Raw genomic sequence first — 21,331 nt, 5'->3', positions numbered from 1 at the left:
CCGCCGGCACCGCCGAGACCGTGCGGTCGATCGTGAACTGTCCGAGCACGCGCGTGCCGGCGTACAGCACCGCGGTCTGGCCAGGGGCGACACCATCGAGGGGCACGTCCGGGCGCACCACGAGTCGCGGCATCCCATCGCCGTCCACGTCGGAACTCGCCACGAAACTCAGCGTCGCGGGCACGGGATCCGCATGCGCGCGGATCTGAACGTGGCACGCCAGATCCGAGCCGACGGACAGAGCTGCAGAACCCGCCCACGTGAAGCGGTCGCCCGAGATCTCGGCGATCGCGAGCGCCTCGCGCGGCCCGACGACGACCGTGTTGGACACCGGACGCACCTCGAGAACGAACCGGGGCTTACCGTCCGCTGCGGGCACGCCGAGCGCGAGTCCGCGACGCTGCCCGACCGTGAAGGCATGCGCCCCCTCGTGAGCACCGACGACGGCACCGGATGCGTCGACGATGTCGCCGGGAGCCGTGCCGACCCGATCGGCCAACCACCCGCGCGTGTCGCCGTCCGGGATGAAGCAGATGTCGTGACTGTCCGGCTTCTGAGCCACGGTCAGCCCTCGTGCCTCAGCCTCGGCCCGCACGAGCGCCTTGGTGGGGGTCTCGCCGAGCGGGAAGAGTGTGTGCGGCAGTTGTTCGGCCGTCAGCACGCCCAGCACGTAGGACTGATCCTTCGCCGCGTCGCTGGCGCGGTGCAGCTCGAGTTCGCCGGATGCTCCCGGCCCGACAATCGCGTAATGCCCCGTGACCACCGCGTCGAAGCCGAGGTCGAGCGCCTTCTCGAGGACCGCGGCGAACTTGATCCGCTCGTTGCAGCGCATGCACGGGTTCGGTGTGCGGCCCGCGGCGTACTCGTTGACGAAGTCCTCGATGACGTCGTCCCGGAAGCGCTCCGAGAAGTCCCACACGTAGAACGGGATGCCGAGGCGGTCGGCCGCGCGGCGGGCGTCCATCGCGTCCTCGATGGTGCAGCATCCGCGGCTTCCGGCGCGGAGCGTTCCGCCGGCCCGGGAAAGAGCGAGATGCACGCCGGTGACCTCGTGGCCCGCGTCGACCGCGCGCGCGGCAGCCACCGCGGAATCCACCCCGCCGCTCATCGCCGCCAAAACACGCATCCGTCGATTCTACGCGGGGCCCCTCCGTACGGGTCCGCTCCGCTGTCGCACATCGACGCGCAGCCGGGTCGGGAGCATCGATGTGCGACAGCCGAGCGTCGCCTGCGGGCTCAGGCGCGCGGGGTGCGGGACGACAGACCCGCGCGCCGGGCACGGTCGTACGCCGCGGGGAGGACGGCGAGAAGCGCGTCCACATCGGCCCGCGTCGACGTCCGCCCCAGGGTGAAGCGCAGGGCGCCCGCGGCGACGTCGGGCGCGATGCCCATCGCAAGAAGCACATGGGATGGCTCGGGCACACCCGCCTGGCAGGCCGATCCGGTCGACACCGCTACACCGGCCGCATCGAGCAGCAACAAGAGTGAATCGCCCTGTGCACCGGGAAGAACGACGTGCAGGTGTCCGGGCAGACGATCCACGTCGGCCGCAGACACCACAAGGTCGGGGATCGCCGCCCGCAGACCCTCCTCGAGCGTGTCGCGGAGCGACGCGACCCGCCGGGCCTCCGCTGCCAACTCCGCCACGGCGAGCTCGGCGGCGACCGAAAAGGCAACCGCGCCCGCGACATCCTGGGTCCCTGCGCGAAGACCCCGCTGCTGCCCGCCTCCGTGCAGCAGCGCCTCGAGCGTGACGTGGCGCGACACGACGAGCGCCCCGACGCCGACCGGCCCGCCGACCTTGTGGGCCGAAACGCTCAGCGCCACGAGCCCGGCGCCTCCGCGAGCGTCCGCGCGCAGCTCGTGGAACGAGAGGGGCACGTGCCCGAAGGTGCCGACCGCATCGATATGCAGCGGGACTCCCGCATCCGCGGCGATCGCGGATGCCTCGGCCACGGGCTGTAGCGAGCCGACCTCGTTGTTGGCCCCGAGGAGGGTGACCACGGCGGCGCGTTCGTCCGCAAGTGCCGCACGCCAGGCCGCCAGGTCGACCCGGGCATTCGCATCGATCGGCACCCAACGGACCTCTGCCTCGCCGCTCGACGTGAGCCAGCGGACGGTGTCGAGCGTGGCGTGGTGCTCGCCGTCGGGCACGACCATCAGGTTCCGCCCCGTCGCCGCGCGGCGGGCGCGCAGCAAGCCGACGAGAGCCAGATTGATCGACTCGGTGCCACCCGACGTGAACACGACCTCGATCGGTTCGCACCCCAGAGCGGTCGCCAGACGGTCGCGAGCGTCCTCGAGCAGCCGCCGCGCATCCTGACCGGCGCCGTGGATCGACGACGCGTTGCCGACGATCTCGGATGCATCGATCCACGCCGCACGCGCCTCGGCCCGCAGAGGGGTCGTCGCCGCGTGGTCGAGGTAGGCGTTCACCCCACAACTCTCACACACGGTCGGACCCTTCGACAGGCTCAGGGGCCGCCACCCGCCTCCCGCGTAACCCGCCGGACTCACGTGCTGGTTAGGGTTATCCCCATGGTCAGCCCGACACCGACGACCGACGCGCCCGCTGGGCTCCTCTCGCCCGCGCTCGATGACCTCGGCGTCACCTACACCTCGGAGGGCGGTCGCCTCCGCGTCTGGTCGGGTCACGCCGACGGCATGGACCTCGTCGTGTTCGACGACACAGACCTCGACTGGATCGTCGAGACCCTCCCCCTGCGCCTTGCCGGCGGGTCGGTGTGGGAGGTCACGACACCGCTGCTCCGCCCCGGCACGCGCTATGCCATTCGGGTCAGCGGTCCTGCCGGGCCCGGCAACACCTTCAACCCCCGTACCCTTCTGCTCGACCCATACGCTCGCGGCCTGGTGTCGGGTGGTTTCAGCGACTGGCGCTCTGTTGCTCTCGACGGATCCTTCGACTGGGGCGGAGTCGCAAAACCACGCGTTCCCCTCGATCGAACCGTCATCTACGAGGGGCACCTCAAGGGCCTGACGAAGCGTCACCCCGCGGTTCCGCCTGCGCTGCACGGCACCTACGCCGGGCTCGCCAACCCGGCGATGATCGAGTATCTCGTGGGGCTCGGCGTGACGAGCGTCGAGTTGCTGCCGGTCCACGCATTCGCGAGCGAACCGCGGCTGCACCAGCTCGGGCTCAGCAACTACTGGGGCTACAACACCCTCAACTTCTTCACCCCGCACGCCGCCTACGCCACCGAGGCGAGCAGGCGTGAGGGCCCCGAGGCGATCCTGCGCGAGTTCAAGGGCATGGTTCGGTTGCTGCACGAGGCCGGTCTCGAGGTCATCCTCGATGTCGTCTACAACCACACCGCCGAAGAGGGTGTCGGGGGTCCGCGTTCGAGCTTCCGCGGCATCGACAACCGTTCGTATTACCGCCAACTCGACGACGGCACCTACGTCGATGAGACCGGATGCGGCAACGCGGTGAACACAGCGACGGATGCTGCGGCGCGACTCATCCTCGATTCGCTCCGGTATTGGGCGAACGACCTGCAGATCGATGGGTTCCGCTTCGACCTTGCTGCGACCCTCGGCCGCGACGCGCAGCACCACTTCACCCCCGACCATCCCCTGCTGCAGACGATCATGGACGACCCGGCGCTCGCCGACGTGAAGATGATCGCCGAGCCCTGGGATGTCGGCATGGGCGGCTGGCAGACCGGCAACTTCGGGACCGGCTGGAGCGAGTGGAACGACCGTTACCGCGACCGCGTCCGCAACTTCTGGCTCTCCGACGTCGATTACGCGCGCCGGGCCTCGACTGCCCCGGTCGGGATCGGCGGTTTCGCAACGCGCCTCGCCGGCTCGTCGAACACGTTCTCGCACGAGCGCGGACCACTCGCGAGCGTCAACTTCGTCACCGCCCACGACGGTTTCACGCTCCGAGATCTCGTCTCATACGACGTCAAGCACAACCTCGCAAACGGCGAACAGAACCGTGACGGCGCGGACACCAACCGCTCGTTCAACCACGGTGCCGAGGGCCCGACCGACGATCCGCAGATCCTCGCCACGCGTCGCAAGGCCATGCGCAATCTGCTGGGAACCCTGCTGCTCTCGTCGGGGATCCCGATGCTTACGGCCGGGGATGAATTCGGTCGCACGCAGCGCGGCAACAACAACGCGTACTGCCACGACTCGGCCCTGACCTGGTTGTCGTGGGACCACGCCGAGTGGCAGAAGGATCTGCAGGAGCACGTCCGCCGGCTCATCACCCTGCGCGGCGAGAACCCTGCCCTCCGGCCCAGCCGGTTCGCCGTTCAGGACCGGCCGACACCCTCGGCATCCGTCATGGACTGGTACGACGAGAGCGGCGCGATGATGTCGATCGACCGCTGGACGAATCCGGCGCACAGGACGATCCAGTACGTCGCGGCGTCCACCCCGGAACACGAGGCCTTCAACCGAATCCTGCTCATGGTGCACGGCAATGAGTCCCCCATCGATGTCACGCTGCCGGACATCGACGGCGTCACCCGCTACGTCGAAATGTGGTCGTCGATCGACGAGCGGCCGAGCGACGTCGAGCAGACCTTCGAACCCGGCGACATCGTGCCTCTGCCGGGCACCTCGATGCGGCTCTTCCGCGCCGAATAACACCGTTCGGCGGGCCGCGCAAGGCGTATCCTCACCTCGGCATGCAAGGTAGGTTCGGGGTGTGGCTGCCCCTTCTGTGAATGCTGTCCCCCGAGCGTGGCGCAGTGCCGCCGCTCTCCCCGTCCGCCCCGCCAGCGCGTGGCCCGATGAGCACATCACGGCCGCCGGCCGCATCCCGATGTTCCAGCCGCGACCTTCCGTGCCGGGTGATCAGTACCGGCCGAGGGCCTACGCGACCGAGGTCGTTCCGTTCATCGTCACGGCGTTCCGTGAGGGACACGACCGCATCGGCGTGCACCTGCGCCTCTTCTCGCCGAGCGGCGACGAATCGCTGCACCGGCTCACGGCGCTGGAGGACGGATTCGATCGCTGGCAGGTGCTTGTCGCCCCGCTCGAAGAGGGTGTGTGGACGTTCCACTTCGAAGCGTTCGCGGATGAGTACGCCACGTGGCGGCACGCCGCGAGCCTCAAGATCGCCGCGGGCGTGGATGCGCCGCTCATGCGCCGGATCGGTTCGGACCTGTTCGAGGGTGCGGGGCGCGAGCGCACCCGACCGGCTGCGGAGCGACGTCTGCTCCAGGCATCCGCTGCTCGTCTGCTCGACCCCGAGGTGTCGGACGAAGACGCGCTCTTGATCGTTCAGGACGCCGCGATCGCCGCGTCCTTCGCGGCCCGCCCGGTCGCCTCGCTCGTCACCGTCGGTGCGACACGAGAACTGCTCGTCGAACGTCGCCGAGCGGGCGTCGGCGCCTGGTACGAGTTCTTCCCGCGCTCGGAAGGCGCCAAACGGCTGAAGGACGGACGCGTCAAGAGCGGCACCTTCCGCACGGCGATGAAGCGGCTGCCGGAGGTCGCGGCGATGGGCTTCGACGTGCTGTACCTGCCCCCGATCCACCCGATCGGCGAGACGCACCGGAAGGGACGGAACAATTCGCTCGTCACCGAGCCCGGCGACCCCGGGTCGCCCTGGGCGATCGGCGGCGCCGCAGGCGGGCACGACACCGTCCACCCCGACCTGGGGACGCTGTCCGACTTCCGCGCATTCGTGAAGGCTGCGCGAACCGAGGGCATCGAGGTCGCGATCGATTTCGCCCTGCAGGCGTCGCCGGATCACCCCTGGGTCACTGAGCATCCCGAATGGTTCACGACCCTTCCTGATGGCTCGATCGCGTATGCCGAGAATCCTCCGAAGAAGTATCAGGACATCTACCCGATCAACTTCGACAACGACTACGAGGGCATCCGCTCGGAGGCCCTGCGGGTCATCCGGCACTGGATCGCTCAAGGCGTCGAGATCTTCCGCGTCGACAATCCCCACACCAAGCCGTTGAAGTTCTGGGAGTGGCTGATCCGCACCGTGAACGCGGAGCATCCCGGGGTTGTGTTCCTTGCCGAGGCGTTCGCGCGCCCGGCGATCATGCAGGGTCTCGCGATGGCGGGATTCCAGCAGAGCTACACGTACTTCACCTGGCGCAACACCAAGGAAGAGCTCGAGGAGTTCCTGACCGGGCTGGCGACCGAGACGGCCGACTTCTTGCGTCCGAACCTGTTCGTCAACACCCCCGACATCCTGACCGAATACCTGCAGTACGGCGGCAGGGCCGGCTACAAGACCCGTGCCGCGATCGCCGCGACGGCTGCGCCCACATACGGCGTCTACGCCGGGTACGAGCTCTACGAGAGCGTGGCCCGACCGGGGTCGGAAGAGAACCTCGACAACGAGAAGTACGAGTACAAGACGCGCGACTGGGCCGGTGCCGAGGCATCCGGTGACTCTCTCGCGCCGTATCTGCGGATGCTCAACCGCGTGCGCAACGAGCATCCTGCGCTGCAGCAGCTGCGCAACCTCCGCACCCATTGGAGCGACGACGAGGCGATCCTGGTCTACTCGAAGCACCTCGACGCTGCCCTCTCACCGGCCGGGCAGGCAGACACCATCATCGTCGTCGCGAACGTGGATCCCCATTCCGCCCGCGAGACGACGGTCTATCTCGACACGACCCTCTGGGGCGTCCAACCCGGGGCGCCCTTCGAGGTCGAAGACCTTGTCACCGGTGCCGTCTGGACCTGGACCGACCGCAACTATGTCCGCCTCGATGCCTTCGCCGAGCCGGTACACATTCTGAAGGTGAGGAGCCCGCGATGACTGTCGTATCTCAGAACGATCTGGATCTTGTTGCCACGGGATCCCACTACTCGCCCCACAGCGTGCTCGGTCAGCACGCGGGTCAGGATGCCTCGGGCCGCGCGATCACCACGATTCGCGTTCGTCGTCCCCTCGCCGAGACCGTGACCGCCATCACGAACGGTAGTGAACGAACAGCGCTCGAGCACGTCCGCAGTGGGATCTGGGAAGGTACCCATCAGGGAGCCCCGGTTCCCTATCTCATCGAGGCGACCTACGCGTCTGCGCCGACGTGGACCGCCGACGACCCCTATCGCTTCACCCCGACCGTCGGCGACCTCGACCTGCACCTGATCGCCGAGGGCCGGCACGAAGAGCTCTGGCGTGTGCTCGGATCTCACCTGCGTGACCACCAGGGCGCGTCGGGCACCTCCTTCGCCGTCTGGGCCCCGAACGCACAGGCGGTGCGTGTCGTCGGCGATTTCAACGGCTGGGACGGCCAGAGTCATCCGATGCGCTCCATGGGGGGCTCAGGAGTATGGGAGCTCTTTGCGCCCGGGGTCGGCGAAGGCTCGGCCTACAAATACGAGCTCCTCACGAGCGACGGACGCTGGATCGTCAAAGCCGACCCGATGGCGCGCTGGGCCGAGGTGCCACCCGCGACCGCGTCCGTCGTGACGAAGGCCCGCCACCTCTGGCAGGACGACGTATGGATGGAGCGACGCGCCCGCACGACGCCCGTCGACCAGCCCATGTCGGTCTACGAGCTCCACCTCGGATCATGGCGTCCGGGCCTGACCTACCGCGCCGCGGTCGACGAGATCATCGGACATGTCACGTCCCTCGGCTTCACCCATGTCGAGTTCCTTCCGCTCGCCGAGCACCCGTTCGGCGGATCCTGGGGGTATCAGGTCACCGGGTACTACGCGCCGACCAGCCGGTTCGGTACGCCCGATGACCTGCGATACCTGATCGACCGACTGCACCAGGCCGGCATCGGCGTGATCATGGACTGGGTGCCGGGCCACTTCCCGAAGGACGAGTTCGCCCTCGCCCGGTTCGATGGGCGTCCCCTTTACGAGCACCCCGACCCCCACCGCGGCGAGCACAAGGACTGGGGCACGTACATCTTCGATTACGGACGCCGCGAGGTTCGTAACTTCCTGGTCGCGAACGCCCTGTACTGGTTCGAAGAGTTCCACGTCGATGGGCTGCGCGTCGATGCGGTCGCCTCGATGCTCTACCTCGACTACTCGCGCAACGAGGGTGAGTGGACCCCCAACATCCACGGCGGACGAGAGAACCTCGAAGCCATCGGGTTCCTGCAAGAGGTCAACGCGACGGCGTACAAGCGCTACCCGGGGATCGCGATGATCGCCGAGGAGTCGACGAGCTACCCCGGCGTAACGGCCCCGACCGACCAGGGTGGCCTCGGGTTCGGGCTCAAGTGGAACATGGGCTGGATGAACGACACGCTCCAGTACTTCGGGCGCGATCCCATGTACCGCGAGCACCACGAGGGCGAGATCACCTTCACCTTCGTCTACGCGTTCAGTGAGAACTTCGTGCTGCCGATCAGCCACGACGAAGTTGTCCATGGCAAGGGCACGCTCGTGTCACGGATGCCTGGTGACCACTGGCAGAAGCTCGCGAATGCTCGGGCGTTCCTCGGATTCCAGTGGGGACACCCGGGTAAGCAACTGCTGTTCATGGGGCAGGAGTTCGGGCAGATCTCCGAATGGTCCGAGGGACGTTCGCTCGACTGGTGGATTCTCGACCAGCCGTTGCACGCGCAGCTTCAGGCCTACGTGTCGGTGCTCAACGAAACGTATCGAAAGCACGCTCCGCTCTGGGCACGCGATCACGACGGTGCGGCCTTCCGCCGATTGTTCGGGTCACATCACAACCCGAACGTCGTGGCGTTCTCACGTACCGACTGGCACGGCAACACCGTCGCCGTGCTCTGCAACTTCTCGGGCGTGCCGGTCCACGACTACGACATCGAGATGCCCGAAGCCGGGGTGTGGACAGAGATCCTCAACTCGGACGCGGTCGAGTACGGCGGGTCCGGGGTGGGTAACTTCGGAGCGGTCAACGCCTCGGCGACTGAAGATGGTGCCGCGCGTGCCACGGTCACCCTGCCGCCGCTCGGCGTGATCTGGTTGCAGCACAACCGCTGACCCGCCTTCGCGAGGGTGCCCGTTCTGGGCGCGAGAGTGCCCGTTCCGGACCCCGGGAGTGCCCGTTCTGAACGCAAACGGGCACCCTCGCGGATGAAACGGGCACCCTCGCGGATACAGGCTCGTCAGAAGAGCAACGAGGCCAAACGACTGCGCGCGCGGATGACGCGGGGGTCGGGGTCGCCGATCAAGCCGAAGAGCTCGAGCAATCGCTCCCGGACGGGCGCACGCTCGTCGTCGGGCAACGCGGCGAACAGGTCGAGCAGGCGTCCGAAGGCGTCGTCCACGTGTCCCCCGGCGATATCGAGGTCGGCGACCGCGAACTGGGCCGCGACATCCGTCGGCGCAGCGGCAGCGGCAGCGCGCGCCGCTTCGAGTTCGAGCCCCGTGACCCGGCTGAGCAGGCGAACCTGCCCGAGACCGGCGCGAGCGTCTTCGTCCTTCGGGTTCTCGACGAGCGCCTGCTCGTACGCCGCGATCGCCGCGTCGTAGTCGCCCTCTTCAATGGCGGCAAACGCGGCCGCGTGCAGCGGGGGAAGCGGCAGCTCGGATGCCTCGGCACTCTCGGCATCCGATTCACCGGCGTCCGCGTCCGATACGGCCAGCGTTCCCGTGACGCCATTCTGCGCCGCGAGCTGCAGGAGCTGGGCGAAGACCTCGCGAACCTGCTGCTCGGGCACCGCGCCCGTGAACAACGGCACGGGCTGCCCGGCGACGAGCGCCACGACCATCGGGATGGACTGGGCGCGGAAGGCCTGCGTGAGCTGGGGGTTCGCATCCACGTCGACCTTGACGAGCACGAGTCGACCCGCGAGTTCGGTGATGACGGATTCGAGGATCGGGCTCAGCTGCTTGCACGGTCCGCACCACTCGGCCCACAGATCGATGACGACCGGAACCGTTCGCGAGAGTTCCAGGATCTCGCCGAACGTCTCGTCCGTCGCATCCCGCACAAGGCCCGCCGCTCCGGTCGTGGCCTGCACTCCAGCGGGGGCCGGAGCCGTGCCGGGGACGGGCGGCTGCGGACGGTTGCGGAGCGACGACAGGTCGACGGCTCCGCGGAGGACGGCACCCGGATTGGCGTTCTGACTCATTGGATGACTCCTGCGCTGAGAATGTTCGAGGCGTAGCCGAGGAGGCGGATCTGTCCGCCGTCTGCCTGGTTCGGCACGTAGAAGAAGAGCTGGTCGGAGAAGTTCGTCTGGAAACCCGAGGCCGAACTCGCCGTGCCCGCAAGGGCCTCGACCGTGGGGTTACCGTCGAGCTTGATCACGGCGTCGCTGTTGGTCGGCTTGACGGTGTCGGTCTCGGTGAGGCTCACCGCGACGATCGCACCCGACTCGAGTGTGGCGAGCCCGACCGCGGGATACGCACCGGCGGCGGACGAGAAGGTCAGGCTTCCGGTCTCGGCACCGGTCTGGTTGAACTGCTCCAGACGCGTGCGTCGATCTTCCGCGACCTTGACGCGGAACTGGTCGCCCTCTTCTTCGAACAGCGACGAGAAGGAGCTGTTGTCACCGTTGTTGAGGACGTCCGCGTAGGCCGCGGCCAGCTCCTGCGGCTCGAGCAGCAGGAACGGCGAGTCGGGCGGAACGAGCGCCGCGCCGATCGTGGAAGGAGCGACGCCCCCCGGGAACTCGGCGGATGCCGCGAGGCTCGCCAGGTACGTCAGCTTGTATTCGGACCAGGGGTCGTTCTGCGTCAACACGGCGACCGTGGGGGCGACGGTCGTCTCCCCCTCTTCGCCGACGACGGTCATGATCGTCCGCGGCCAATCGTCGAAGGCCTGCGGAAGGACGATCTGCAGGGGTTCGGTCGGGATAGCCGGCAGCGCGGGGTGATCTGCGACTTTGCTGCGGATCAGGTAGTTCGCCTTGCGCTCGTCCAGGACCGCGCCGGCGAGGCGCGTGGCCGCGAGATCTCCATCCGCCGCAACATCTGCCTCGGAGACAGTCTGGGCGACCTTCGCGAGGATGCGCTTCGCCTGGGTCTCGGTCACGGCCGGAGCGTCCTGCTCGGCCGCGTCGACGACGCTCGCGGTGGGTGACGGGGTCGCCGAGGGCCCGAGTTGGGGCCACGACGCGGCGGTACAACCCGTGAAGAGCAGACCCGCGAGCGCGAGGCTCGGGATCACGATGAAGCCCCGAGTGCCGCCGCGCAGGGCTCGCCGAGACGGAGTTCCCGAGCTGATCACGCCCTTCGCTTCGGCGTCGCCCGCGGGAATAGTGTCGAGTGGCTGCGTCACGGGTTGCGGGATGCCCTTGCGTCGCGGACCCCGCGAGCGCCGCGCATGCCTGATTCCGAGCAGGTAGAGAAGAACTCCGAGCGCCATCAGGATGCCTCCCGCCACGATCAGCGGCCCGGCCCACGGCGTGGAGTTGTCGAGCGGCCAGCGGATCTGCAGCGTCTCGGGGGCCGCGGCCGTCCCATCCGACGCGAGCAGAACGCTCATCGTGGCGGGCAGCTGGAGCTGAGTCGTGAGGGTGCCCTCGTCGGTGAATTCATCGAGCCACAGATCGGAGCCCGCGGGATTGCGCCCAGCGGGTGTCTCGGCTGTCGTTTCGGTGCTCGTCCCGTCCGCGGATGCATCCCCCGCGGCGTCGCCCTCGGACGAGCCCTCTGCGGGCGCCTCCTCGCTCGGCTCCACCTGCACGGGTTCGACGACCTCGGTCACGATCTCGCCACTGTCATCGAGCGTGACGCGCGTGTAGGACACGTCCGAAAGCCAAGCCGTGACGTCCGCCGTGCGACCGTAAGCGGCATAAACAGGACCCGAGTCGGCCGTTGCCGTCAACGTCTGGGAACCGGGAATGCTCGTGAGCACCGCCCCATCGACCAGCACGTAGGGAAGCTCGTCCTCGGCACTGATCTCGGTCTCTGTGGTCTCAGCACCAACGAAAACCGTTCGTTGAGCGATACCAGCACCGATCAATACGGCAGCGAGCACGAATGCCGCGACAGCCCAGACAAAACGCAAACGAAAACTCCTCCATCGACGCGCCCGGGAGAGTTTCGGCGCGGAAGCGGACATCCCAGACTACCGAAGTACGCCTGAATGTCAGCCGCACGCGCGTGAAGCGCGGGATTCGGGCGCTCCGCACGTAGTCTGACGTGACGCGCGTCGGGCGCGTCGCAGCCGGAGGTGCACGTGAAGATTCACAACCCGTTCCGCGTCGCATTCATCGCGACGCTTGGCGTGGGGCTCGGGATCGTTCTGATCTCGAGCATTCAGACTCTCTCGACGATCTTGTTGTACGTCGGCACGGCGCTGTTCCTCTCACTCGGCCTCGAGCCCGCGATCTCCTTCCTCGAGCGCCGCAGGATGAAGCGGTGGATCGCGGTCCTCATCGTGATCCTCGTGGTGCTCGCGGCCTTCGCCGGCATCGTCCTCACGGTGCTGCCCGTCCTCGCGTCACAGATCAGCCAGCTGGTGTCGACCGTCGAGACGATCATCACGCGCGGCACCTTCATCGACGATCTGCGGGATTGGCTGCAGACCACCTTCCCGACCCTGCAGGTGGACGTGGTCTTCGACTACGTCAACGACTGGCTCGCCTCATTGGACTTCGCCGCCATCGGTGAGAGCGTGCTGGCGTTCGGAGCGGCCGTCGTGGCAGGGCTCACAGGAGCGTTCATCGTCCTGATCCTGACGATCTACTTCACCGCGTCGACGCCGAACCTGAAGGCCGCCGTCTACCAACTCGTGCCTGCGTCGAAGCGCGCGCGATTCATCGACCTGTCGGAGCAGATCACCGACTCCGTCGGGTACTACGTCATGGGGCAGGGGTCACTCGGCATCATCAACGGCATCCTGAGTGCGATCCTGCTCACGATCATCGGGGCTCCGTTCCCTGCCGTGCTTGCGGTCGTCGCCTTCTTCTTCTCCCTCATCCCCCTCGTGGGAACCCTCACGGGCTCGGCGATCATCGTGCTCACATGCCTGATCCCCGGCCTCGGAAGCCCCGGAACGGCATTGATCGCCGGTATCTACTACCTGATCTACATGCAGGTCGAGGCCTACGTGCTGGCGCCCCGCATCATGAACCGTGCCGTCTCCGTGCCGGGCGCCGTCGTCGTGATCGCAGCTCTCGCCGGTGGCTCACTGCTGGGGCTGCTCGGCGCGCTTGTCGCGATCCCCGTGGCCGCAAGCATCCTGATCATCTACCGCCAGGTCGTCATTCCGCGGATGAACGAGCTGTAGAGCGGCGCGGACGCGCAACCTGCTCGTCCGGTTCCCGCCCGTCCACGTTCACAATTCAGTCAATTCGGTACCGAGCGCGCGACCGCGCCCTGGAGTTCCGGGCAGACCCGCTTCTTTCGACAACCGCGGGACTGAATTGCGAACAGGATTGCGACGCATGACCACGTCAAACGGTAGGTCTGCAGCTCATGACTTCGGTCGGGGACGGATCCCGGCTGCGCCGTATCCGGTTCACAATTCAGTCGATCCGAGCATGGTGACGCGACTCCTCCGCAGAAATCCGCAGGAACGGGCCGTTCCGCCGCTCGACCAGACTGAATGGCGAACATGCGGCGGCTCCAAACGGGCGCGCCCACCCACGTGCGTCTGAACAACAAGCCGCGCCAGCAAGGTTAGAGCGGGCCGTCCCACTCCGTCGCCAGCGGCAGCGCCTCCGGATTGACCGCCGCCACGATCTCGGTCAGCACACGCCGGGTCTGCGTTTCGCCGACCCACAGGTGCCGGCCGCCCTCGACGGGAATCACCACGATGTGCGGGATCGGCGCAAAACGCTCCGCTGCCGCATCCGGACGCAGGTAATCGTCGAGTTCGGGGATCACGGCGATGAGCGGGCGGTCATCCCCCGCCCATGCTGCGAGCTCGTCATCGCTCGTGCGGTGCAGGGGCGGCGAAAGCAGGATGACACCCGCGATGTCATGATCGCGGCCGTACTTCAGCGCGAGCTCGGTGCCGAATGACCAGCCCACCAGCCACGGATTCGGCAACCCGCGCTCGCGGACGAAGTCCATCGCCGCGGCAACATCGAAAGCCTCGTCGTGTCCACCGTCGAACGATCCCTCGCTCGTCCCACGCGGCGATGTCGTGCCGCGGGTGTTGAATCGCAGCACGGCCAGATCGGCAAGCGCGGGCAGACGACCCGCCGCCTTGCGCAGAATGTGCGAGTCCATGAACCCGCCCGCGGTGGGAAGCGGATGCAGCGTCACGAGCGTCGCCACCGGTTCGGTCGACAGCGGCAGCGCCAACTCCCCCACCAGCGTCAGCCCGTCCAATGTGCGCAACTCGATGTCTTCGCGACGAGCGGGTAGCTGGAGCGGTCCACGTATCTCGGTCAAGCGATCCTCCAACAGTGCGTGTGCCAGTGCCGCCGAGCTGCGAGATCAGCGGCTTCACCGAGCACGCCGTCCGCACGCCAGACAACGAGGTGCGCGGTGTGGGCGGCGACCGGCCGGCCGCACCCGGGACAGGTGTAGGACTTCACGGCGCGATGGGCCGCGACCGGCTGAACCGTGTACTCGATTCCGCGCCTCGACTCGGACTTCTTCCAGCCCGCCATGAGGCGCTCGAGCCCGTCACCGGGCGGGTCGGGTCTGCGTCGGTTTGACCGCGGCATCGCGGTCAGTACCACCCGCGGGCCTGGGAATGGCCCCACGCGCCGCACGGCGTGCCATACCGGCCGCCGATGTATCCGAGTCCCCAGGCGATCTGCGTGGCCGGGTTCGTCTCCCAGTCCGCACCCGCCGATGCCATCTTGGTGCCGGGAAGAGCCTGTGGGATGCCGTAGGCACCGCTGGACTTGTTGTGCGCGTTCACGCGCCAACCCGATTCCTTCTTCCACAGCGCCACGAGGCAGTCGAACTCGCCGGTGCCCCACCCGCGGGCGGCGACCATGTCGAACGCGATTGCCTGCGCGGATCCCGGGTCGGGGACGACGCTCGGCGGCGCCCACCCGCTCGCAGCCTTCGTGCTGGCCGCCGCGGCCGGGACAACGGGCTTCGGTTTGGGCTTCACGTAGACCTGGTAGCTGCCGCGCGACAACTCCGGAGCGCTGGTTTCGCCCGCGATGTCGACCACGAGCGACTGGGCGTCACTCTGGGCCGCGGCGTACAACGTCGTCACGCTCGTGTCCTCAGCGGACGCCTCGGCCAGGGCGGCCCCGGTCGGAACGACGATGTACGCACCGAGAAAGCCGACTGCGGCGACCGTCGCGAACACCCCGAGTACTCCACGACGTCGAGACCATCGCACCGGCTGAGGCGGGGGGACGCGACGAGCGAGATTCGACGAACTCGTCGACGACACGCGACCCACAGACGTGGAAGTCGGCGTCGGGATGATCTCGTTGCCCTGGCTCACAGTTCTTCGAGCTTAGCCGCGACCCCGGCAGGCTGCCACGTTCCAGACGCTTGCGGCGCGGATCCGAGTCGAATCGTCAGCGCACAGCGAGCATGACGTCGATGACCGCGTCGAGCACAGCGTCGACCTGCTCTTCGCGGTACCCGCGCCGTTGCATCCGGAACGCAACCGCACGCACTTGGTCCACCGTGATGGGGCGACCCGTTTCGAAGTACTCGACCAACCGGTCGGCGACCAGGTCGACTTCGTCCGTGCGGTACCCGAATCGCAGCCACCCGGCTCGGGCGAAACGTCGCCGGCGCGGCCGGGAGAGGTGGTCGAGCAGAACCTGTGCGTCATCGCGAGCGCGTTCCACCCAGACTTTCGTCCCCGCGGACGCGACGGCCGCTTCGCGATCGCGCGCCGCAAAAGCGTCCTCGATTCGCGCGAGGGCGGCGTCCACAGGATCGATCGCATAACCGCGTTTGACGAGCGGGAACGCCGCCGTGCGAACCGCGGCCGCGTCGAGGTACGGAGTGCCGTCCGCCGCCGGCTCGCCCTCGAACTCCTGACGGGCCCGCTCCAAGAACGCATCGACCGCGCCCTTGTCATAGCCGAGGACTCGGCGCGGCGCCTCCGGGAACAGCGCGGGAGTCGCTCGAGACTCTTCACGCGTACTGCTGCCATCGACATCATCCCGGTCGTCGGGCTGGGTGAGATCGGCGTGGGTGGTCGGTGAAGTCGGGTCGGTCATGCCACTCCCAGGGGCGAAAGCAGATAGAAGAGCGCGAGCGCCGCAGCCGCCGACGGAAGGATCGAATCGAGCCGGTCGAGCACCCCACCGTGACCAGGAAGCCACGAGCTCATGTCTTTGATCCCGAGATCGCGCTTCAGCATGGACTCACCGAGGTCGCCCGCCGTCGCCGTGACGACGATGACAGCGCCGAGAATGAGGCCCGCCCACCAGGGCAGCCCGATCATGAGCCAGGCGAGAAGCACTCCGGCGATGAGGGCCGCGGCAACCGCACCGGCGAATCCTTCCCAGGTCTTCTTGGGGCTGATCCGAGGCGCCATCGGCGTGCGTCCGAAGGCGAGGCCGGTCGCGTACGCACCGGTGTCGGAGGCCACAGCGATGATGATGAACGACAGCACCCACCACTGCCCACCGTCCTGGCGCAGCAAAACCATGGCCAGGCTGCCGAGGAACGGCACGTACAACTGAACGAGGGCGCCGATCAAAACATCCGACAAAACGTCGCCGTATCGTCGACCGTCCTGCGCCGTCATCTGCCCCAGCACCCGCCAGACGATCACCACGGCGATGTCGACGAAGACGAGCACCCACAGGGCCCACAGATCGAGGAAGAATCCGGCGGGTACGAGAACGAATACGAAGGCGACCTGCGGAACGATGTCGACTTTGCGACCGGAAACCTGCAGCGCACGACACAGTTCGAATGTCCCGAACACCGCGACGGCCAGCGCGAAGATCGCGAAAACCCATTTGAAGAAGATCAGGGATGCGATCACGACCACGCCGATAGCAAGGCCGATGATGATCGCGACGATCAGGTCGCGACCCGTCCGCTGTTTGATCCGCTCGTTCGCCTCACCGAACTGGTCTCGAGCGTGTGCAACCTGCTGTTCGAGGTCGCTGCGCGCCTGACGCACGTGCTCCTGGAACGCGGCACTGGAATCGCTACCCGAACGCCCCGCGCGCGTCGTCGGGGACGGCGCTTTTCGAAGCTCTGACTCGTCGGGTGCGTCGCTCATGGTCGGGATGCGGCTCAGACCTCGAGCAGCTCTGCTTCTTTGCGCTTGAGTGCCTCGTCGATCAGATCGACGTGTGCCTTCGTCAGCGCGTCCAGTTCTTTCTCGCCGCGCGAGATCTCGTCCTCGCCGACATCGCTCTTGAGCGAATCCAGGTCATCCTTCGCCTTACGACGGATGCCGCGTACGTGCACCTTCGCATCTTCGCCCTTCGTTCGGACGATCTTGACGAACTCCTTGCGACGCTCTTCGGTTAGCTCGGGCATCGTGACACGCACGAGGTTGCCATCATTCGTCGGGTTTGCGCCAAGGTTCGGCGTGTTGCGAATGGCCTCTTCGATCGCCTTCAGCGCGGACTTGTCGTACGGCGTGACGACGATCGTGCGCGCTTCGATGTTGTTCAGCGACGCGAGCTGAGCGAGCGGGGTCGGCGTGCCGTAGTAATCCACCAGGATCTTCTGGAAGAGCTGGGGGTTCGCACGACCCGTCCGTACGGTCGCGAAGTCATCCTTCGCGGCCTCCACGGCACGGTCCATGCGGGTGGCGGCATCCGCCAAGACGTCCGCGATCACGTTGACTCCTTCAGGGGGTAGAGCGTTCGCCCAGTCTAGCCGCGGGGTCGCGGTCAGACCGTGACGAGCGTGCCGATCTCGTCGCCGAGAAGCGCTCGAGTGACGTTGCCGGCGGGTTCCATTCCAAACACACGCATGTCCATGTGGTTGTCCATGCAGAGGCTGAATGCGGTCGAGTCGACCACCTTCAGGCCGCGCTGCAGCGCGTCGTTGTAAGTCAGCCGGTCGAGGCGGACGGCCGTGGGGTCGGTTCGCGGATCGGCGGTGTAGACGCCGTCGACACCGTTCTTCGCGACCAGTACCTCGGTGGCGCCGATCTCGAGAGCGCGCTGTGCCGCCACGGTGTCGGTCGAGAAGTAGGGCAGGCCTGCACCCGCGCCGAAGATCACGACGCGACCCTTCTCCATGTGACGCTCCGCGCGACGCGGGATGTAGGGCTCGGCGACCTGCATCATCGAGATTGCCGACTGCACGCGCGTAGCGGCACCCGCCTGCTCGAGGAAGTCCTGCAACGCGAGAGCGTTCATCACCGTGCCGAGCATGCCCATGTAGTCAGCGCGCCCACGATCCATGCCGCGCTGGCTCAGTTCGGCACCCCGGAAGAAGTTGCCGCCACCGACGACGATCGCGATCTCGACGCGATCCACCGCCTCGGCGATCTCGCGTGCGATCTGGCTGACGACGTCGGGATTAACCCCGAGAGCCCCTCCGCCGAACGCCTCACCCGAAAGTTTGAGCAGGACGCGTCGGCGCCCGGTAGCCTCATCGATCACTCAGCATCCTTCCGTCTGCCTCCAACCTAACGGCAGAGGTCGTGTCACCGCGCGCCGCGTGTGAAGCGCGCAGAGGAAAGGGGCCCGGTGCAATCGCACCAGGCCCCTTTTTCACAGCGTCAGGCGCCGACCTTGAACCGAGCGAAGTCGGTCACGGTGATGCCCGCCTCCTGAGCAACCTTCGCGACGGAGAGCTTGTTGTCCTTCGCGTAGTCCTGCTCGAGCAGGGCGACCTGCTTGAAGAACGCGTTCACGCGACCCTCGACGATCTTGGGCAGGGCCGCCTCGGGCTTGCCCTCCTCGAGCGAGATCTTGGTGACGATGTCGCGCTCACGCTCGACCTCGGCCTCAGGAACGTCCGCCTTCGCGAGGTAGGACGGGTTCGCGAACGAGATGTGCTGGGCGATGCTGCGCGCCGTTTCGGCGTCGTCACCCGAGTAGGCGACGACGACACCGATCTGCGGGGGCAGGTCCTTGCTCGTCTTGTGGAGGTAGATCTCGAAGTGATCTCCGGTCAGCGTGCGCACGCGGCGCAGCTCGACCTTCTCACCGATGATCGCAGCCTCGTCCGAGATGAGCTGGTCGACGGTTCCGCTGCCCGCGGGCGCGGCGAGAGCGGCCTCGACCGAGTCGGCCGAAACGGCGGCCGCGGCATCCGCGACCTTGTCGGCGAGGGCGATGAAGCGCTCGTTCTTGGCAACGAAGTCGGTCTCGCAGGCCAGCTCGAGGAGCGTGACGTTGCCGCCGACCTCGCGGGCGACGACGAGTCCCTCGCTGGTGGAGCGGTCGGCACGCTTGGCGTTGCCCTTCGCTCCCTTGAGACGAAGAATCTCGACGGCCTTCTCGACGTCGCCGTCTGCCTCTTCGAGCGCCTTCTTCGTGTCGACCATGCCGGTGCCGAGCTGCTCGCGCAACGCCTTGATGTCGGCGATCGTGAAGTTTGCCATGGTGTGTGAACCCCTTGCGGTGTCTCTGGTGTGTCGTGGATGTCGGGGTGAAGGCTCGCCGGACGGGATCCCGCCCGGCGAGCCGACGCGCTTATTCGGCGGAGGCCGGCGCGGCTGCGTCTTCGGCGGCCTTCACATCAGCGGCGTCGAGACCCGCGGCCTCGGCGATCGTCTGGTCGTGACCGGCGGCGCCTTCGGCGTCAGCGGCGGAACCGCCCTCGATGGCCTGCTCGTCGGCGACGAGCTCGCCCGCGATGGCCGCGGCGAGCGGGAGCTCGGCGACCTTCGCGGTGTCCGCGGAGGACTGCTCGGGAGCAGCCTGCTCGAGCAGCTCGCGCTCCCAGTCAGCGAGGGGCTCGGCCGCTTCGGCCTCACCCGAGGGCTGGTGGCGCTGGATCAGACCCTCGGCAGCGGCGTCGGCGATGATGCGGGTGAGCAGGCCCACCGAGCGGATCGCATCGTCGTTACCGGGGATCGGGTACTGGAACTCGTCCGGGTCGGCGTTGGTGTCGAGGATGCCGATCACGGGGATGCCGAGCTTCTTTGCCTCGTTGATCGCGAGGTGCTCGCGCTTGGCGTCGATGACCCAGATCGCCGAGGGCGTCTTGGTCAGGTTGCGGATTCCGCCGAGCGACTTGTGCAGCTTGTCGAGCTCGCGCTTCTTGATCAGCAGTTCCTTCTTGGTGAAGCCACTGTTCGCGGGAACCTCGTAGTCGAGCTCTTCGAGCTCCTTCATACGAGCAAGACGCTTCGAGATCGTCTGGAAGTTGGTGAGCAGACCGCCGAGCCAACGCTGGTTGACGTAGGGCTGGCCGACACGGGTCGCCTGCTCGGCGACGACGCTCTGGGCCTGCTTCTTCGTGCCGACGAAGAGCACGGTGCCGCCACGGGCGACCGTCTCCTTGACGAAGTCGTACGCCTTGTCGATGTACGACAGCGACTGCTGCAGGTCGATGATGTGGATGCCGCTGCGCTCGGTGAGGATGAAGCGCTTCACCTTCGGGTTCCACCGACGCGTCTGGTGTCCGAAGTGCACGCCCGAATCGAGCAGCTGGCGAATGGTAACGACGGCCATGGCCGACTCCTGTCTTGGCACTACGCGGTGCCTCTTGCGGTTGTGATTCGTCGCTCCGGTTGGGCGACGGGCCTGGTGCCCGGCACACTCCCACCCGCCGTAAGGCGGGACCGTGGGGAGGGTGTGCCACGCGCGATCCTCGGATCGCAGCGCTCTGGGCACGCGAAGTCACCCCGTAAACGAGGTGCTCTGCCAGTGTATCAGCCGCAGACAGCGACATGGTGGCCCTCGCACACGGCTCCTCCCCCGCATCCGAACGGCGCGTGATCTCCCCCGACATCGGTGAACGACGGGCGACGCTGCCCTGCGGGACGCATGCTGATCGGATGCCTCGTGCCGCACGTTTCCGCTTCGCGCGGGCTGTCGCGGTCGTCCTCGCCACGGTGCTGCTCGCGGGCTCGCTCGGCCCCGCCGCGCTGGCCGACGAGAGGGGGAATGGCGGAACGGGCCGTGACGGTGCGCATCTTTGGTCGTGGCCGGTGGCGCCGCCGTTCGCAATCGTCCGGGACTTCGTGGCGCCCGCGCACGCCTATGGCCCGGGCCACCGGGGCATCGACATCGTGGTGCGGGGCGAGACATCCGTCCGCGCTCCCGACGACGGTGTCGTGGCCTTCGCGGGCCGGGTGGTCGACCGGGCTGTTGTGACGATCGATCACGGCGGCGGCATCGTCTCGACGTTGGAACCGGTCGAAGCGACTGTGGCAGCCGGCGAGCGGGTGCTGCGCGGTGAGGTGGTCGGGTTGCTGGCGGCCGGTGGGCACGCGACGCCCGGGACGCTCCACCTCGGCGCACGCATGGACGGGGAGTATCTGAACCCGCTCGTCCTGCTGGGGGCGATGCCCCGTGCCGTGCTCCTTCCCTACGCCGCCGGGTGAACCGGTCACACTGAGCGCCCCGGTCACTGAGCCCGTCGAACTGACGACCCAACCCGGTCACTGAGCCTGTCGAAGTGACCA

Annotated in this window: 18 protein-coding genes; 5 read left to right on the top strand and 13 right to left on the bottom strand. The window is 67.4% G+C overall.

Translation table 11 applies throughout. The annotated features are described in order from the left end of the window. A partial coding sequence (gene mnmA, locus MIC448_RS00475) for a tRNA 2-thiouridine(34) synthase MnmA (RefSeq protein WP_081766086.1) occupies positions 1-1,126 on the bottom strand: 1,126 nt, incomplete at its 3' end. A gap of 110 nt (positions 1,127-1,236) precedes the next feature. Next, positions 1,237-2,436, bottom strand: a complete 1,200-nt coding sequence (locus MIC448_RS00470; protein ID WP_036294370.1) for a cysteine desulfurase family protein — start codon at positions 2,434-2,436, stop codon at positions 1,237-1,239. 102 nt (positions 2,437-2,538) lie between these two features. Between MIC448_RS00470 and glgX the strand changes: the two genes are divergently transcribed. The 3 genes from glgX to glgB all read left to right on the top strand — a co-directional run bounded on the left by glgX (position 2,539) and on the right by glgB (position 8,925). Next, positions 2,539-4,620 carry a glycogen debranching protein GlgX gene (glgX, locus tag MIC448_RS00465; protein ID WP_036294367.1) on the top strand — a complete coding sequence of 694 codons (2,082 nt, stop codon included), beginning with the start codon at positions 2,539-2,541 and terminating at the stop codon, positions 4,618-4,620. 178 nt (positions 4,621-4,798) lie between these two features. After that, the gene (locus MIC448_RS00460; RefSeq protein WP_051512833.1) at positions 4,799-6,766 is read left to right on the top strand and encodes an alpha-1,4-glucan--maltose-1-phosphate maltosyltransferase; all 1,968 of its coding nucleotides are present in this window, start codon (positions 4,799-4,801) and stop codon (positions 6,764-6,766) included. Next, positions 6,763-8,925: a 1,4-alpha-glucan branching protein GlgB gene (gene glgB, locus MIC448_RS00455; protein ID WP_036294359.1), complete on the top strand. Its 2,163-nt coding sequence runs from the start codon at positions 6,763-6,765 to the stop codon at positions 8,923-8,925. Before MIC448_RS00460 ends, glgB begins: the two co-directional genes overlap by 4 nt. Positions 8,926-9,050: 125 nt before the next feature. On the opposite strand, the gene MIC448_RS00450 is transcribed toward glgB, so the two are convergent. Next, positions 9,051-10,019 carry a tetratricopeptide repeat protein gene (locus tag MIC448_RS00450; protein ID WP_036294356.1) on the bottom strand — a complete coding sequence of 323 codons (969 nt, stop codon included), beginning with the start codon at positions 10,017-10,019 and terminating at the stop codon, positions 9,051-9,053. Beyond that, on the bottom strand, positions 10,016-11,902 hold the full coding sequence (locus MIC448_RS00445) for a hypothetical protein (RefSeq protein ID WP_036294353.1): 1,887 nt from the start codon (positions 11,900-11,902) through the stop codon (positions 10,016-10,018). The genes MIC448_RS00450 and MIC448_RS00445 overlap by 4 nt, the downstream gene beginning before the upstream one ends. Positions 11,903-12,073: 171 nt before the next feature. Between MIC448_RS00445 and MIC448_RS00440 the strand changes: the two genes are divergently transcribed. Beyond that, positions 12,074-13,126 (top strand): AI-2E family transporter, encoded by a 1,053-nt coding sequence (locus MIC448_RS00440; RefSeq protein ID WP_036294350.1) that lies wholly within the window; start codon positions 12,074-12,076, stop codon positions 13,124-13,126. Between the two features lie 392 nt (positions 13,127-13,518). On the opposite strand, the gene MIC448_RS00435 is transcribed toward MIC448_RS00440, so the two are convergent. The 9 genes from MIC448_RS00435 to rpsB form a co-directional block, all read right to left on the bottom strand. After that, positions 13,519-14,238, bottom strand: coding sequence for an alpha/beta hydrolase (locus MIC448_RS00435; protein WP_081766084.1), 720 nt, complete (start codon positions 14,236-14,238; stop codon positions 13,519-13,521). Continuing rightward, positions 14,235-14,516, bottom strand: a complete 282-nt coding sequence (locus tag MIC448_RS16325; protein ID WP_036294344.1) for a hypothetical protein — start codon at positions 14,514-14,516, stop codon at positions 14,235-14,237. Before MIC448_RS16325 ends, MIC448_RS00435 begins: the two co-directional genes overlap by 4 nt. Positions 14,517-14,521: 5 nt before the next feature. After that, entirely contained in the window at positions 14,522-15,118 is a 597-nt protein-coding gene (locus MIC448_RS00430; RefSeq protein ID WP_243419809.1) for a lytic transglycosylase domain-containing protein, read from the bottom strand. Between the two features lie 217 nt (positions 15,119-15,335). Next, entirely contained in the window at positions 15,336-15,992 is a 657-nt protein-coding gene (locus MIC448_RS00425; RefSeq protein ID WP_081766083.1) for a DivIVA domain-containing protein, read from the bottom strand. Then, positions 15,989-17,011 carry a phosphatidate cytidylyltransferase gene (locus tag MIC448_RS00420; RefSeq protein WP_144237947.1) on the bottom strand — a complete coding sequence of 341 codons (1,023 nt, stop codon included), beginning with the start codon at positions 17,009-17,011 and terminating at the stop codon, positions 15,989-15,991. Before MIC448_RS00420 ends, MIC448_RS00425 begins: the two co-directional genes overlap by 4 nt. 14 nt (positions 17,012-17,025) lie before the next feature. Next, entirely contained in the window at positions 17,026-17,580 is a 555-nt protein-coding gene (gene frr / locus MIC448_RS00415) for a ribosome recycling factor (RefSeq protein ID WP_036294335.1), read from the bottom strand. Between the two features lie 53 nt (positions 17,581-17,633). Continuing rightward, positions 17,634-18,353 (bottom strand): UMP kinase, encoded by a 720-nt coding sequence (pyrH, locus tag MIC448_RS00410; RefSeq protein WP_036294332.1) that lies wholly within the window; start codon positions 18,351-18,353, stop codon positions 17,634-17,636. A 119-nt stretch (positions 18,354-18,472) separates the two neighbouring features. Beyond that, on the bottom strand, positions 18,473-19,300 hold the full coding sequence (gene tsf / locus MIC448_RS00405) for a translation elongation factor Ts (protein WP_036294328.1): 828 nt from the start codon (positions 19,298-19,300) through the stop codon (positions 18,473-18,475). A gap of 91 nt (positions 19,301-19,391) precedes the next feature. Continuing rightward, positions 19,392-20,375, bottom strand: coding sequence for a 30S ribosomal protein S2 (gene rpsB, locus MIC448_RS00400; RefSeq protein WP_036294325.1), 984 nt, complete (start codon positions 20,373-20,375; stop codon positions 19,392-19,394). 326 nt (positions 20,376-20,701) lie between these two features. On the opposite strand from rpsB, the gene MIC448_RS00395 reads away from it, so the two are divergent. Further along, the gene (locus MIC448_RS00395) at positions 20,702-21,250 is read left to right on the top strand and encodes a murein hydrolase activator EnvC (RefSeq protein WP_036294374.1); all 549 of its coding nucleotides are present in this window, start codon (positions 20,702-20,704) and stop codon (positions 21,248-21,250) included. Positions 21,251-21,331: the final 81 nt, after the last annotated feature.

The organism is Microbacterium sp. C448 (genome assembly GCF_000582705.2).
Classification (GTDB): domain Bacteria; phylum Actinomycetota; class Actinomycetes; order Actinomycetales; family Microbacteriaceae; genus Microbacterium; species Microbacterium lacus_A.
The sequence above is the reverse complement of the archived record's forward strand: the minus strand, read 5'-3'. Positions and strand labels throughout refer to the sequence as shown.

What these genes read in the sequence shown, in the direction of transcription:
- rpsB (WP_036294325.1), bottom strand. Translation starts at nt 20,375, where the DNA reads ATGGCCGTCGTTACCATTCGCCAGCTGCTCGATTCGGGCGTGCACTTC.
- MIC448_RS00420 (WP_144237947.1), bottom strand. Translation starts at nt 17,011, where the DNA reads ATGAGCGACGCACCCGACGAGTCAGAGCTTCGAAAAGCGCCGTCCCCG.
- MIC448_RS00395 (WP_036294374.1), top strand. Translation starts at nt 20,702, where the DNA reads ATGCCTCGTGCCGCACGTTTCCGCTTCGCGCGGGCTGTCGCGGTCGTC.
- MIC448_RS16325 (WP_036294344.1), bottom strand. Translation starts at nt 14,516, where the DNA reads ATGCCGCGGTCAAACCGACGCAGACCCGACCCGCCCGGTGACGGGCTC.
- MIC448_RS00450 (WP_036294356.1), bottom strand. Translation starts at nt 10,019, where the DNA reads ATGAGTCAGAACGCCAATCCGGGTGCCGTCCTCCGCGGAGCCGTCGAC.
- glgX (WP_036294367.1), top strand. Translation starts at nt 2,539, where the DNA reads ATGGTCAGCCCGACACCGACGACCGACGCGCCCGCTGGGCTCCTCTCG.
- MIC448_RS00460 (WP_051512833.1), top strand. Translation starts at nt 4,799, where the DNA reads ATGTTCCAGCCGCGACCTTCCGTGCCGGGTGATCAGTACCGGCCGAGG.
- tsf (WP_036294328.1), bottom strand. Translation starts at nt 19,300, where the DNA reads ATGGCAAACTTCACGATCGCCGACATCAAGGCGTTGCGCGAGCAGCTC.
- MIC448_RS00425 (WP_081766083.1), bottom strand. Translation starts at nt 15,992, where the DNA reads ATGACCGACCCGACTTCACCGACCACCCACGCCGATCTCACCCAGCCC.
- glgB (WP_036294359.1), top strand. Translation starts at nt 6,763, where the DNA reads ATGACTGTCGTATCTCAGAACGATCTGGATCTTGTTGCCACGGGATCC.